This window comes from Burkholderia cepacia complex sp. TUM26381 (assembly GCF_057439935.1).
This window is the reverse complement of record NZ_CM172006.1, coordinates 1,017,193-1,030,870: the sequence shown is the minus strand read 5'-3', so window position 1 is coordinate 1,030,870 and position 13,678 is coordinate 1,017,193. Positions and strand designations below refer to the sequence as shown.

15 protein-coding genes are annotated in these 13,678 nt (G+C 58.1%); 8 read left to right on the top strand and 7 right to left on the bottom strand.

Annotated elements, in window-relative coordinates:
* Positions 1-165 precede the first annotated feature (165 nt).
* The 4 genes from ACWMMN_RS04890 to ACWMMN_RS04875 all read left to right on the top strand — a co-directional run bounded on the left by ACWMMN_RS04890 (position 166) and on the right by ACWMMN_RS04875 (position 4,132).
* A complete protein-coding gene (locus tag ACWMMN_RS04890) occupies positions 166-1,128 on the top strand; it encodes a hypothetical protein (protein WP_486423045.1) in 963 nt (320 codons plus the stop codon).
* Positions 1,129-1,271: 143 nt separating this feature from the next.
* Positions 1,272-2,357: a phage baseplate assembly protein gene (locus tag ACWMMN_RS04885; RefSeq protein WP_486423044.1), complete on the top strand. Its 1,086-nt coding sequence runs from the start codon at positions 1,272-1,274 to the stop codon at positions 2,355-2,357.
* Between the two features lie 98 nt (positions 2,358-2,455).
* Positions 2,456-2,659 (top strand): hypothetical protein, encoded by a 204-nt coding sequence (locus ACWMMN_RS04880; RefSeq protein ID WP_486423043.1) that lies wholly within the window; start codon positions 2,456-2,458, stop codon positions 2,657-2,659.
* Positions 2,660-3,541: 882 nt separating this feature from the next.
* Positions 3,542-4,132, top strand: a complete 591-nt coding sequence (locus tag ACWMMN_RS04875; RefSeq protein ID WP_486423042.1) for a hypothetical protein — start codon at positions 3,542-3,544, stop codon at positions 4,130-4,132.
* Between the two features lie 554 nt (positions 4,133-4,686).
* Here ACWMMN_RS04875 and ACWMMN_RS04870 read toward each other — a convergent pair.
* Both ACWMMN_RS04870 and ACWMMN_RS04865 read right to left on the bottom strand, forming a co-directional pair.
* The gene (locus tag ACWMMN_RS04870; protein ID WP_486423041.1) at positions 4,687-5,700 is read right to left on the bottom strand and encodes a hypothetical protein; all 1,014 of its coding nucleotides are present in this window, start codon (positions 5,698-5,700) and stop codon (positions 4,687-4,689) included.
* 91 nt (positions 5,701-5,791) lie between these two features.
* On the bottom strand, positions 5,792-6,463 hold the full coding sequence (locus ACWMMN_RS04865; RefSeq protein WP_486423040.1) for an SOS response-associated peptidase family protein: 672 nt from the start codon (positions 6,461-6,463) through the stop codon (positions 5,792-5,794).
* Between the two features lie 301 nt (positions 6,464-6,764).
* Here ACWMMN_RS04865 and ACWMMN_RS04860 point away from each other — a divergent pair, with 301 nt between their 5' ends.
* Positions 6,765-7,256 carry a hypothetical protein gene (locus tag ACWMMN_RS04860; RefSeq protein WP_486423039.1) on the top strand — a complete coding sequence of 164 codons (492 nt, stop codon included), beginning with the start codon at positions 6,765-6,767 and terminating at the stop codon, positions 7,254-7,256.
* Between the two features lie 62 nt (positions 7,257-7,318).
* The gene (locus ACWMMN_RS04855; RefSeq protein WP_486423038.1) at positions 7,319-7,579 is read left to right on the top strand and encodes a pyocin activator PrtN family protein; all 261 of its coding nucleotides are present in this window, start codon (positions 7,319-7,321) and stop codon (positions 7,577-7,579) included.
* A 178-nt stretch (positions 7,580-7,757) separates the two neighbouring features.
* On the opposite strand, the gene ACWMMN_RS04850 is transcribed toward ACWMMN_RS04855, so the two are convergent.
* Both ACWMMN_RS04850 and ACWMMN_RS04845 read right to left on the bottom strand, forming a co-directional pair.
* Positions 7,758-8,318: a helix-turn-helix domain-containing protein gene (locus tag ACWMMN_RS04850; RefSeq protein WP_486423037.1), complete on the bottom strand. Its 561-nt coding sequence runs from the start codon at positions 8,316-8,318 to the stop codon at positions 7,758-7,760.
* Between the two features lie 12 nt (positions 8,319-8,330).
* A complete protein-coding gene (locus ACWMMN_RS04845; protein ID WP_486423036.1) occupies positions 8,331-8,819 on the bottom strand; it encodes a hypothetical protein in 489 nt (162 codons plus the stop codon).
* 230 nt (positions 8,820-9,049) lie between these two features.
* Here ACWMMN_RS04845 and istA point away from each other — a divergent pair, with 230 nt between their 5' ends.
* Both istA and istB read left to right on the top strand, forming a co-directional pair.
* A complete protein-coding gene (gene istA / locus ACWMMN_RS04840) occupies positions 9,050-10,528 on the top strand; it encodes an IS21 family transposase (RefSeq protein ID WP_233621336.1) in 1,479 nt (492 codons plus the stop codon).
* Positions 10,521-11,318, top strand: a complete 798-nt coding sequence (istB, locus tag ACWMMN_RS04835) for an IS21-like element helper ATPase IstB (protein ID WP_175223704.1) — start codon at positions 10,521-10,523, stop codon at positions 11,316-11,318. Before istA ends, istB begins: the two co-directional genes overlap by 8 nt.
* Before the next feature lie 49 nt (positions 11,319-11,367).
* Here the strand turns inward: istB and ACWMMN_RS04830 are convergent, their stop codons facing one another.
* The 3 genes from ACWMMN_RS04830 to ACWMMN_RS04820 all read right to left on the bottom strand — a co-directional run bounded on the left by ACWMMN_RS04830 (position 11,368) and on the right by ACWMMN_RS04820 (position 13,562).
* On the bottom strand, positions 11,368-11,910 hold the full coding sequence (locus ACWMMN_RS04830) for a hypothetical protein (protein WP_486423035.1): 543 nt from the start codon (positions 11,908-11,910) through the stop codon (positions 11,368-11,370).
* A gap of 218 nt (positions 11,911-12,128) precedes the next feature.
* Entirely contained in the window at positions 12,129-12,608 is a 480-nt protein-coding gene (locus tag ACWMMN_RS04825) for a hypothetical protein (RefSeq protein ID WP_486423034.1), read from the bottom strand.
* Between the two features lie 300 nt (positions 12,609-12,908).
* On the bottom strand, positions 12,909-13,562 hold the full coding sequence (locus ACWMMN_RS04820; protein ID WP_486423033.1) for a DUF4145 domain-containing protein: 654 nt from the start codon (positions 13,560-13,562) through the stop codon (positions 12,909-12,911).
* Positions 13,563-13,678 lie beyond the last annotated feature (116 nt).

Genomic DNA, 13,678 nt, shown 5'->3' with positions numbered 1-13,678 from the left:
GGCATTTCGCGATCGTCCATCGATCGCAGGGTGAAGAGCGGCGATCTGCCCCAGCCCAAAAAATTCGGTCGATCAGTTCGGTTCAACGTCGGCGCGTTGCGGCGCGCGCTCAGAACTTAGCCACTCGCTGACTGCGACCACCCACCCCAAGAAAGGATATATCCCATGCCAAAGGTTCAATCACTGGCAAGCTCGATCGGGCTTACGCCTGAAGTCACGGCCGCTCTCGGAAAAGCTCAGGCCGCCCTCGATGCTCAACAGAACGTCGTCTTCGCGGTGCGCCGCTTGCATGAGGAGAAAGCTCGTTTCGTCTCCGAAATCGAATTATCGACCGTGGGACTCACCGACCTCGAGAAGGAGCACCTGCTCGCGGAAACGAGAGCAGTTCTCGACCCGGATAAAAAACAGGAAGCGACACGACTGAAGAAACTGGTCGACAAGGCACGCGACGCAGTGTCGGCGGCTCAATCAGAGCTCGAACGATGCGAGCGCATCCAGCCTGTTCTTCATGCGGAAGCTGCAACAGCTGACGGCGCGATCGAATCTGCTCGCGCCGAAATCAAAAAAGCTGCCTCTGCTATGGCGAAGGACCTCGTTCCTGTTTTCTCAGAGCAAGTGCTATCCGCAGTGGGTCAATTGGCGAGGGTCGTAGCTCAAGCGCGGGCCATCAGCGCAAATCTTCCGGACGGTTTCATGCGGGAATACCTCGGCGCGATAAAAGTCGTCGATCCTGCTCTCGCCAAAATCGTCCCGATTGCGTTTGGCGGCTCGTCCATCGAAGGGAGCGACCTCCTTCAACTTCCCGCCGATGACATCGACACGCAGGCCATCGCCACAACCCTTAAGCCAATCGTCGACATGGAGCGCAAATGCCGCGTGCATCCGAAATTCCAACCGCCGAAACCGCCAGCCAAACCATACGAGATCAAAGGATCTCCCATCGGCGGCCGTCCGCCGCTCCGGGAAATGCAAGGCGACCCACCGGTTCGCATGAAAACGATCGAGGAGGCTCTCGCTGAGCCGTACGTAATCAAAGGCCATTCCGGCGGTGTCCGGCCATGGAAGGAAGTTCATGAAATGAACATGGCTGCCGAAATCTCCAGCGCGCAGCAGTCTGCCGAGCAGTGAGGGATTGAACTCTGGGCCCCAGCCGGCGGTGGGCGCCAACACCGGCATCTGCTGACGTAATGGAAACGCCGAATCTGGTTGGAACCCCTGGATTCAGCGCGACGGGCGGCAGAAACCCAGCTATTCAGCATAGGAGTACAGAATTGAGCAACGACGAAATCTCTCTGTGTATCGGTGGCCAGTCGATCTCGGGATGGACTGATGTAAGAGTTTCGAGAGGCGTCGAAAGATTGCCGAGCGACTTCGAGCTCGGTTTGACAGAACTATATCCAGGTCAGCTTGACCGCGTCGTCGTGCAGCCAGGCGACGATTGTGTCGTGAAGATTGGCGCGGACGTTGTGCTCACGGGCTATGTCGACCGCTATGTCACGTCGATGGATGCGCACAGCCACACGATCCGCGTTGCCGGCCGCGGCAAGTGCCAAGACTTGGTCGATTGCGCAGCGATGTGGCCGAACGGTCAAATTAGCGGCACATCTGCATTCGACGTAGCGTCAAAGCTTTCGGCTTACTACGGGATCTCCGTCTCATGCGACGTGAAAAACCTGCCGGCAATACCGCAGTTCAACCTGTTTCTCGGCGAATCCTGCTACGAGATCATTGAGCGTATCAGCCGATACAGCTCGCTGCTCGTGTATGACGCGCCCGACGGGAATCTGGTGCTTGCGCAGGCCGGTACGGTTCACGCGGCAAGCGGGTTTCAGCAAGGCATCAACGTGCAAGCCGCGACCGTCCAGTATTCCTCGGATCAGCGCTTCTCGTTGTACATGGCCTATAGCCAATCCGTTCAAGTGTATTCGGATGTTGGGTCGTCGGGTGGCTTCATTACTGAAGTTCCTGATAACGGTGTTAAGCGGCCGCGCGTGCGGATAATTCTCGCCGAAGCCGTCCAAGGCTATCCCGATCTGACGAAGCGGCGCGCGAGCTGGGAGATGAATCGACGCAATGGCCGCGCTGCCGTCGTGACACTCACGACGGATTCATGGCGGGATTCGGCCGGCACGCTATGGACGCCAAACACGCTGGTGCCGATTCTCTTGCCGCAGCTGAAGCTGGCCGATGAGTCGGGAACCGGGCCCGTGGCGTGGCTCATTGGCGAAGTGACCTATCAGCGAAATCTGCAAACCGGCACGACCGCGACGATCACGGCCATGCGACCCGAGGCGTATCTACCGGAGCCGACGGCTCTGCAACCGATGTTTGTCGACGGCAGCACGGTCCATGAGTGACTTCGCCAACCTGACGACTTAGATGGGGGCGAAGCCACAGCCTCCCCCCGCTGGGTTCTAACGTACAAGTTGGCAGTACCTCAAATTAGGAAGCAACGATGACCGCAATTCTCAGCAGGCGCTATCGAGCGCAAAGGAGAAATCGATTGAATGAAGACGAAGAGCAACTGCCATCATCGCCGCCCCCGGTCGAAGCAACGCAGGGGGGGCAGTGCCTCAAAGCCGGACAACCTTGTGGGCGTATCGCTGCAAACAGCAAGGAACATAGCCACGACGTCGAGGTGAACAATGTATCGAATTGACGACGCGACTGCGGCGAGCTCGCTCCCCACGCCTGAAACAGCGGGTGCGGAAGGATTCTTCACCGAAGGAGATCCTGTGGCGGGCACGCCAGCCACGAACGTGCGCGGATCTTGGATGAACATGGTCCAAGAAGAACTACGCGCCGTCGTGGTCGCTGGCGGCCTGACGCCGAACAAGACGATTTACACACAGGTCCGCGACGCAATAAAAGTGATGGTCGCTCAAGCGACCGGTCGCTTGCTATACGTGACCACATACACCGGAGGCACTTTCACCTGGACGAAGGGAAGCGGGACCACTGCACTTCGTGTTCGTGTTCAGGCCTGCGGTGGAGCTGGAGGTGGTGCGCCCGCGACCGGCACTGGACAGGCTTCTATCGGATCCGGCGGCGGCGCTGGCGCGTATGCGGAGGCGTGGATAACCGGATCGACTGTCCCGGCAACTGCAGTCGTTACCGCTCCTACCGGTCCGAACGGCGTATCGGGTACCACTGGTCAAAGCGGAGCATCCGCATCTTTCGGATCGCTGGTGACCGCACCTGGTGGGAATGGCGGTACGAGCGCCGGACCCTCTAACCCGCCGTTCCCCCCGGCGTCAGTGACGGTAAGTGCTGCGCCTAGCGGAGGAAACATCGTCGGTACTGCAGGTGCGAGTGGTGGTTACGCTTTTGCTACTTCGCTCAACGCATTGGGCGCGGGCCAAGGTGGGGCATCAATCATCGGTTCGGGTGCGCCAGCCACGAATACCGGGGTGAACGGCCAGCCAGCAGCTGGATACGGTGCCGGCGGCGGGGGCGCCTCCCAAACACAGAACTCGGCAGCACTCACTGGCGGCAAGGGTGGTGACGCAATTGTGATCGTCGAAGAATACGGAGGCGTGTGATGGGTACCTATGCTCGAATCAGTAACGGTGTTGTTGTCGAGATCATTCTTCCGGTGGCATATCGCGAAGACGGTCCGCTCAATAATGCTGGCATCGCTGCTTGGCGCGCCGGCGACGAAATTCCGATCGCAGATCGCTTCCACCCTGACCTAGTGGCAACGATGGCGGACATCTCGTCGATTTCTCCGCAACCGCAGCCGAGGTGGATCGCAACAGAAATCGATGGTACTTGGGCTTTCGGTGCGCCCGTCGAGCCGCCGTTGACCGACGCTGAGAAAGCAAGGGCGCTCCTCCAAGGGGGGCTGACCGTGATCAGTATTGGCACTCCGGAGCTCAATGGCACCTTCGCATGCGATGCATTGAGTCAGTCCGACATTATCGCGATCGAGACTAGCCTGAATGCCGGGAAGGGCTTTCCAGGCGGAGCATCAGCGTTCAACTATCCCGACATGTCGGGCGTCATGCACGCATTCAACGAAGTTAATTTCGCGAACCTTGCCGCGGCTGTGCGTGACTTTGTCTACGCCTGCCGCGCAGTAATCGCGGGATCGTCCAAAACACTGCCGGCTTCCACAGCATCCATCGCTTGATGGAGCCGGATTCTGCGTGGCCGAGGCGAGAGGCCCGGAGGGGCGCCCGCACCGAGGTGGTGCGGCGGGTCCTTATCCAGGGGATCGACAGGGCGCGGACAATAACCCCCGGATTTCGACCAGCTACAGGGTTTGAAATTTGGGTAACAGGTAACAGATCGTGCGATGAATCAGAGCGCGTTCGCGACGCTCTCACGCCACTGTCGGGAGACAGGCAAGAAGCGCGAGAAGCTTTCCTGTCTTGCCTTTCCCGGCGACGGAATCTTCGCTAGCGAACCGGAAACGCATCCGCCGTGATGTAGTGGATCTGGCCTACCTACTGTTACCCAAAGTGTTACCCACTCTCTGGAAGGTAACAACAAACCTGTTACCCAGATAGCGATAGAGGTAACACTCTGGGTCAGCGGAATCGCAAACATCATCCATCGGACCACGCTTTGCCGCCAACCAAGAAACCACATGATTTCAAGGCGTATTCATATCTCTCAAATATGAAAAAAACGAATATCTCAACTCCATCGGCATCCCCACAAATGGGAACACCTCGTCAATGTTCATTTTTCCGCCTCTCCAGTTTCATCATCAAAATCATACTCTGACTTATGACCACCGTGGACTTCACACAGAACAAGGTCTCTTGGCCAAGCGGTACTTCCAGTAATTGCAATCATCTCGTCAGTATCAGCATTCGGGTAGAAAAACACCACCCCAGCTTTGAGTCGAACCAAGCGTAAGCGCTCCGCCAGCTGGTCCATCGCCACATCAAAAACGACGCCGCCGCCATCGAAATCATATGGTCGCGGATCTCGCGTTTCAATCGCAACCTCAGATTCCCCGTCTAGAATTATCAAATCGAAGGTCGCCGAATGATCTCCTATTCGCCTAGTTACATCCTGACGCACCTCGAGCTCAGGCGCAAACTTCGTAACGAACGCCGCCATTTGTGCATTCGTTGAATTACGATCCATAAGCGACATTTTGCCAAAATTCTTAACATAATGCTGGCCAAATGAGATTAACGCGCGCCAAACCTTTTCAATCGCCCTCAACGACAAGAAATCCACGACCTCCTGCCTGGCCAAACCAGCAGCATCCTCCAATCCCTCAACTCCCCCGCGATATGCAACCTGCTTTAGCATTTGATCCACAAGAATACTAACAAACGCACTCACAGTTACTATCGCGAGAAAGCTTTCGTGCTCAGAAAAAAACAGCTGGTAATCATGCGTCGACGGATTTCTCCAATTTCTCCGATAATTCTTCAGCAATTCCACAACCCTATCTGGCAACACGTCATTCTCAAGCAAATACTCCTCAATCTCATTTGGCGTCATCCTATCCGCCGACCCACCGGCCAAGACGCTATATGCTTCTTTTAGTATTCCCTCGAATGCGTGATTTGTTCTATAAATTACATCCGTATAAAGATGATCATCACGCTCAACATTAGCTCTGCGGTGATACCGCTCCGCATTTTCGATATGCACCAGGACCGCGCGCAAGCCCTTAGCGCCCTCCCACTCAGCATTCGATTTTATCTTATCGTTTACTTCTTTTAGAATATCCACCACTCACCCCGAAAATATACTAATCGAGAGAAATCATCGAATCACCCCACAATTCATCATACTTGCAAGCATGTATTCGATAAAGTCAAAATTATTTGGATTCGTCCACCATGTCGTCAGCCGGGTACAACTGGAGCATCGCCCGTGCGGCCTCGACGTTCGACGTCGTAAGCCATTCTTCATAGTCGTCCGGATGCAGGATCACAACTGCCCGCTTCTCGTCTTCGGGCTTGTGCATCCGGCAAAAAATCGGATGTCCCTCGCCGTTCACCGTGATCATCGACATCGTGTGGTACTCAGTCCCGTCCGAGCCCGTCAGCGTCCGCCAGATCCCGGCGACGCACATCGTTCGCCAGTCGACCAACCCGATCCGGTGCCATACGTTCTTCCCAGTCACGTAGCACGGCTCGTAAATCCAATCGGCTGGGATCAGGCAGCGGCGCCCGGCGCGCCAGGCTGGCCCGTATAACGGCGATTTTCCGAGGTTGTCGTCTCGCACGTTCGTCGTGCGGCGCATGATTGGCGGCTTCCGGCCCTGCTCCTTGGCCTTCTCGACATTCGCTTTCTGGAGCGCCTGCGGCCAGAAACCGAAGCCGGCCGCCAACGGCCGGAGCTTTCCGTCTACGTTTGCGACGATCGGCACCAAATAGTCCTGGTAGATCTCCGGCTTCCACGGGAAGTCGCGGTACAGGTCGCTGAATGGCTCGATCCGAAGTTCGCGGAGCTCGTTGTCTTCGTGTGGCGTGCGGTAATTGGTGCACATCGAACGATTCCTCCCTGGTCGAACTCCGCCGCGGCACCGGCATCGCCATCACGGCTCCGGCAGCACCCTCACCCCAAGCTCTACCAACCGGGACCGACAGGCGTTGTGAAGATCACCATCGCCAGTATGCAAGTCGAACGTCCGACCGTTTGACACATATCCGATAACGTCGCCTTGTACGAAATAGTGCTCGATCGATATGCCGCCCCCGAACAGGTAGGTGTCAACGTTATCGGCACGCCCTTCCATAGCAATCCCCATTTTTGCGACTTGACGTCGCCATCTTACCGCGCGATACACTGTGTTTTTATACAGTGGTGGCGACGTGATCAAGCCGCAGTGGGCTTACATTTGGGAGTACGGGTTCCAAGGCGACAAGAGCCGCCTGAGGACACCCATCGAGCTCACGAAACCGGAATTTGAATTCTGGGTCGACCAGGACGCGAGGTCGGCATTCCTGGGCTCGTGCACGCCGATCGAGGGCACGAGGATTGATCGTAACCGTGTGCCGCTCACCGATCCACGCTTCAGGATGAAGGCGGCAATTCCGGAGTTTGACGCTCCGACGGACGCCGAGCTGCGCGCCCTATGGCGCGAGTACACAGACCTTCAAGTGCGCTGGCTCATCCTCGAGATCCGCGCACTGCGCAAGTCACTCGAACGCATCGAAGAGTGGTATCAATACACAGACAAAAACGTTGCCAACAAGGGTGGCTTGGGCGGCGCACAGGGACAGTTGTATCGGCTCATGCATCTCTTGCGCGAGGAGATGCGACGTGCCCAAATGCGTTGATATATGAACCCCTAATTCAGAAAGCGCCGAGGGCAACTGATAACTGCGAGGTCCCGGTTCCCATGAATACGGTCTTCTTACTGATGGCGCAGTACAACGCGACTGCGATTGTCCCAATCGAGCTCGTCTGCAGGGACTACTTCGGCGCGATGACGGTGCAGACGCTCGTACGAAAGATCTCCGCCGGCGAGATTCCACTCCCCCTGATCCGGATGGAAAGGTCGCAAAAATGCGCGAAGGGTGTTCACATCCAGGACCTGGCAAACTACATCGACGAGCGACGTGCAGCCGCACTGAAGGAATGCGAGCAGTTGCGCTCCTAACGCTTTGATGAACGCTCCTATTGCTCGCCCGGATAGTGATGCGCGGCCAGATCTGCGGCAAGAACGGAGGCCACACCCATCGGTGTGTGAATTGCAACTCGATCCGTCACGTCGAACAACATCCGAATTGACGTGCGCAGTCGGCGTCGCGCGGCCTCGAGCTTGGATACATGAATCGTCACTTTTTTCTCTGTTTGTGAGCCTTGAGTAACGCGTCAAACTCCTTCTGCGCCTGGCGCGCGGACGGCGACAAACTATGCGGCCGAAGCGGCGGGATCCGATCAGCCGGCAGATACGGATCAATGGCAGGAGCCCTGGAACTCGGTTTCTTGGTGCGCCGTTCCATTTCCTCCCGCAGCGTTTCCGGCCATATACGCCATTGGCGTCCAACCTGGAAAAAGCCCAGGGCTCGCCTATTCGCGAAAACGGTTGAGTACGAGACGTTGAGCAAATCGGCTGCTTCTTGCAAGCCAAGAGCGTGCGCCGTCGCCGCTGGACGTGTTTCTGTAACTCCGACATCCGTGAGAGGTTGCGCGGGCGCAGCGGCGGCATGTCGTTCTACTTCCCCCACATCTCTCCGCAATGATCGCGTTTCGGCCACCAACCTCGCACATTCAGCCTGCAGATGGTCAATCGCACCTGCGGCCTTCCAGTCGAGCGACTGCTCGCGGCTCGCGCTCCGCTCCACACGAGCGCGAAGCCTTCGCGCCAAGCTATCAAACTTGCTCGTATCGCTCATCAGATATGCCGGTTAGTTGACGAGGCTAACGCCGATCATCACCGTACTCGCAACCGCAAGCATCGCGCTGCTCCATCCACATGCCTGTCCCGCGATATTGAAGCGCCGACCGCCGGCGAGACGGTCGAACACGTGATCGACTTGCTGAGATAAGTCACCAACCGCAACAATCCGGTTTTTGACTTCCTCTCGCATCCTGCTGTAGCCCACCGAGGCGAGATACATATTGGCGATCGCAAAAACGACACCGAGTCCATATCCAAGCAACGGCGCCGCACCAGCCCATTTCGGTTGCGGTAATTTTCCGCCTGCCAGTAGTGTTGCAACACCGGCAAAACCTGCTGCGTTCAGCACCACTAGATGCTTGACCGTCTCAAGGTCCCAGGTCGACGATAATGCCTCCAGGCGCTCCCACCATTGATCAAGTGAGCCTCGCAGTGCCTGTCGCCGCGCCAGTTCCGCCGCCCGATCGTCTCCTACCAGGTCGTTTCGCACGTCCATAACCTAAGTCTCCTGGTTCGCTCTCGATACCCGAGAGAATATCGGATCGAGGGCATCGCAAGATGCTCGGGCCCATGCTAGCCATTGCCTGTTGATGTCCACGCAGAACTGACCCACCTGAGGCAGTAATTTTCATCGAATTTTGACCCACGTGATTGAATGCCCTGCTCAATCTTTGAGCAGGGGATACAGAGGTGATCACGGTGGGCATATTGGCCAAGATCAGGCGGATGTATTTCCGCGAGAAGGTCCCGCTGCGCGAGATTGCTAGGCGCACGGGCCTGTCCCGGAACACGGTGCGCAGCTGGCTTCGGCAAACGGATGCCGTTGAGCCGAAGTACCCGAAGCGCGTCAGCCCGAGCGTCGTCGACGAGTGGGCCGCGCAGCTGACGGGCTGGCTGCGGGCGGACAGCCATCGCCCGAAGCGTGACCGGCGCACGGCGCGGTTCATGTTCGAGGCCATCCGCGGCGAGGGCTACGCCGGCAGCTACGGCCGCGTCAGCGCCTTCGTGAGACGCTGGCACGAGGAGCAGGCTGAAGCCCCGCGCAGGAAGGCCTATGTACCGTTGGCCTTCGAACCCGGCGAAGCATTCCAGTTTGACTGGAGCTGCGAATACGCCTTCATCGGCGGGTTGCGGCGACGCCTGGAGGTCGCCCACGTCAAGCTCAATGCCAGCCGGGCGTTCTGGCTGGTCGCCTATCCGACCCAGAGTCACGAGATGCTGTTCGATGCGCACGCCCGCGCATTCGCCGCGTTTGGCGGCGTTCCGCGCCGCGGCATCTACGACAACATGAAGACCGCCGTGGACAAGGTCGGCCGCGGCAAGGAGCGCGCGGTCAACGCCCGCTTCGAGGCAATGTGCGGCCATTACCTGTTCGAGCCGGAATTCTGCAACCGTGCCGCCGGCTGGGAGAAGGGCATCGTTGAGAAGAACGTGCAGGACCGGCGCCGCCAGATCTGGCACGAGGCCGCGCTACGACGCTGGGAAACGCTGGAGCTTCTGAACGAATGGGTCGCGGGCCAGTGTCGTCAGGCCTGGCAGATGCGGCACCCGCAGTGGCCCGAGCTGACGGTCGAGGACGTGCTGCAGGACGAGCGCACCAGGCTGATGCCCAATCCACGCCCGTTCGACGGCTATGTCGAGCAGACGCTGCGGGTGTCGTCGACCAGCCTCATCCACTTCCAGCGCAACCGCTACAGCGTGCCCACCGAGTACACGAACCAGCTGGTGAGCGTGCGCTGCTATCCGGCATATCTCAGCGTCGTCGCCGACGCCCAGGAGATCGCACGCCACGAACGCAGCTTCGAGCGGCACATGACCTTCTACGACTGGCGCCATTACATCACGCTGGTCGAACGCAAACCCGGCGCGTTGCGCAACGGTGCTCCGTTCGTCACGATGCCACAGCCGCTGCAGCAGTTGCAGCGGCACCTACTGAAGCACCCGGGAGGTGATCGCATCATGACGCAGGTGCTCGCCGCGGTGCGCGAACACGGACTCGATGCCGTGCTGCTTGCTGTGCAGGCAGCGCTGGACTCGGGACGCCCTAGTGGGGAGCACGTTCTGAACGTGCTGAGCCGGTTGAAGGCACCCACCACGAGCACCAACCTCGCGACGACGAAACTCCAGCTTACCGAAGAGCCGGCCGCCGACGTGAGCCGCTACGAAACCCTGCGTGCCAACCCACCGGAGGACCGTCATGTCTAACGACATCGCCGCCCAGCTCAAGGGGCTCAAACTGCATGGCATGGCGAGCACCTGGCCAGAGTTGCTGGCGCAGTCGCGTCACACGGAGTTCGACCCGGAGCGCTTCATGAAGCAGTTGCTGATGGCTGAGACGGCGGAGCGACAGGTGCGCTCGATCGCCTATCAGATGACCGCCGCTCGCTTCCCAGCTCACCGCGACCTGAAGGGCTTCGACTTCGCGCAGGCGCACGTCGACGAAGCGCTGGTTCGAGAACTCAGTGACCTGTCGTTCCTCGCAAGCGCACACAACGTCGTGTTCATCGGTGGCCCCGGCACTGGCAAAACGCACCTCGCCTCAGCGATCGGAATTGAGGCCGTGCAGCGCCATGGCAAGCGCGTGCGCTACTTCTCGACCGTCGAGCTGACCAACGCACTGGAGCAGGAGAAGTCCATCGGCAAACAAGGCCAGATCGCCCATAAGCTAATGTACGTCGACCTGGTGATCCTCGACGAACTGGGCTACCTGCCGTTCAGCCAGACCGGTGGCGCATTGCTGTTCCACTTGCTCTCGAAGCTGTATGAACACACGAGTGTCGCGATCACCACCAACCTCAGCTTCGGTGAGTGGGCGACCGTGTTCGGGGACGCAAAGATGACGACGGCGCTGCTGGACCGCGTCACCCATCACTGCCACATCGTCGAAACGGGCAATGAATCCTGGCGCTTCAAGTCCAGTTCTGCCAAGGCGAAGGCAACCAGAAAAAGAGCAGCAAAAGCAGCAGGCAGTGAGGAGTTATCCACACCGGAATAGATGTACTACGCTGTCTCGGGGTGGGTCAGATTTAGATGAAAACGGTGGGTCAAGATTCGGTGGAAATCAACACATAGCCCGGCCCGACATCTAATACCCCGCCGGGCCTGGTAACGTTGAACTCGACCGCGTGAAATCTCGGCTGCCCAGACGGATTACGGCTCGGTTCATTCTCGATCGCAATCTGCCTATCGACCTCGGCCAAGCGCTTGGACAACGCCCTTACGAGGCGATGGCGCCACTCACCGTGCTCCGTTGGTGCAATCCGACTCTCTGGTCGTGCCTCCTCCCGTTCAATGCTTTCACGGTTACCCGCCTCCGCTGCCGATTCCGCTACGCGGCGGGCATAGGCTTCCGGCTGAGCGTAGAACACCGTCTGTCCATCATGACGTGGCAATGGCTCCCGCTTGACCTTCTGGCCGGCGCGCAGCTTCGCCCAGTAACCAAGAGGTGGCAACGGTACCCCCAACTTCTGGCAGATCTTCCGCAAGCCATTGTCAGACATGCCATACCTCTTCGATACAGTGCTGACCGAATCGGTCCACACTTCCTCGTATAGAGCCCCTCTCTCGAACCGAATTTCGTCGCTCACAACTTCCCTCCTCTCGGTCCTACCAGGAACAGATTACCCTTTCAGTTCGGCACAGATATGACGCACGGACCGTGCGCGCTCGAAAAGCAGCGCAAGCAACTGATTTGATAGTCATTTTCGCGCACCGTTTCGCGACAAATCGATCGACGAAAGTTTGTGTCGAACTCTTCGGAGGCGTTACCCTGCAACGCTTTGCAGCACGGTGCACAATGCGCCACTTAACTTACGCCGCGTTGAAGGCGACGCTCTATCGGGTCGAGTTCCGCGGCGACACCCCGAGCCCATTTGCACCAACTCTCATAGTCGGTCGATGGCGCAGCGCCAAGATGCTTTTGGCGATCAAGCTCTGCGAGGTATCGACGGATGGATTCGGCGCGATTCCACGATTCGACCTCAAACAGCAGTTCCTCGTACTGGATGTGCTCGTCAATTGCGCGCCTGGCACGATCGGCATCTCGCTGCCCTCTCAATCTGTTTTGCTTGCGCAGTCGCCTTGGCGCTTCGTGCTCGATCAACTCGGTGACAGCGATGGACCGCGGTTCGCCTTGGCTTAACGACGGCAGATCGGACTGGGGCAAAAGATGGCCTCGCTTACGATGAATCCAGTAGGCCTGTGGCGGCAGCGGGACATGCAGTTGTTCGCAGGCCCATTTGATAGTAGGACGAGAAACGCCGAACTTTTTTGCCAGTTCGATCATTGGGATTGACCAAACCTGTTCGTATAACGCTTCGCGATCGATTCGATTTGACGACAACATGGCTTCCCCCTATCACGGTCCCCTAACCCATCGCTGACCGATCATTTGCGGCGCCAAGTCTTGGGCCCGCAACCGGTCGATCGCATACGCGGCCGTCCAGTCGAGAGACTGCTCGCGGCTCGCGCTACGCCCCCCCGAGCGCAAAGCCGCCTCACCAAGCCATCAATCTTGCTCATCGAGTGATGCCGACCTATTGATGAAACCGCCGCTGATCGCAGCGTGCCTGCGACTGCATCGGTTTCACTTCATCGGCGGCTTACCCGCGGCAGCAAGTTTTGCGTCGAGTGCAGCTCGCCGCTGCCGTGCCTTTTCCGGCTGGACATAGAAGAAATCGAACAACTCTTCGAGCACATCAAGGTTCCATTCAGCCTCGTGTGGTTCGACCGGCAAAATTTGGTTGGTGCTTGAATCCTTCATAGGGTGCGCAGCGAAGTTCCCGATATTGCGGATCGCATCTACGTTATCGGCCAACGCTGCGGGAAGGATTTTCGCGTCTAGTACCGCTTGGATTGCCGGTGCTAGATCCTTCTGCGCGAAGCCATTCTCACGAAGCACTAGCTGCAGACACCGTCGACTCAATGCAGCGGAGGCTTTGGGACTGTCACGCAGCACCGCACACGCTTCGTGGAAATCCTCTGCAATATGTGCCGGGACCTCAGTCGGCGCTCGCTGACGTCCGGAAGACTTGGGATATATAAGGACTGGACCAACTTCAGGACGCTTTTCGGCAGCCTGACCGTGCAAGAAGATAATTGCATCGTCGCAAGCGGGACAGGTCATATGTATAACCGCCCATTGGTGAAATCCGATTTTGTTCCACCAAGTTGGGCCACGGCTCACCTGTTCTTCTTTTAATGCCGGGTGCACTTCAACGGCACAATGCGGACACTTCATGTTTGGCGATCCCCGTAGATTTATTTGATCGTTTACGGTGCCGTAAACAGGTCAGTCAGGCAAGGAGAGCTACCTCAGCCATTTTTTTGGCGGGTTGGTTGGTGGGTTGTCTCTAC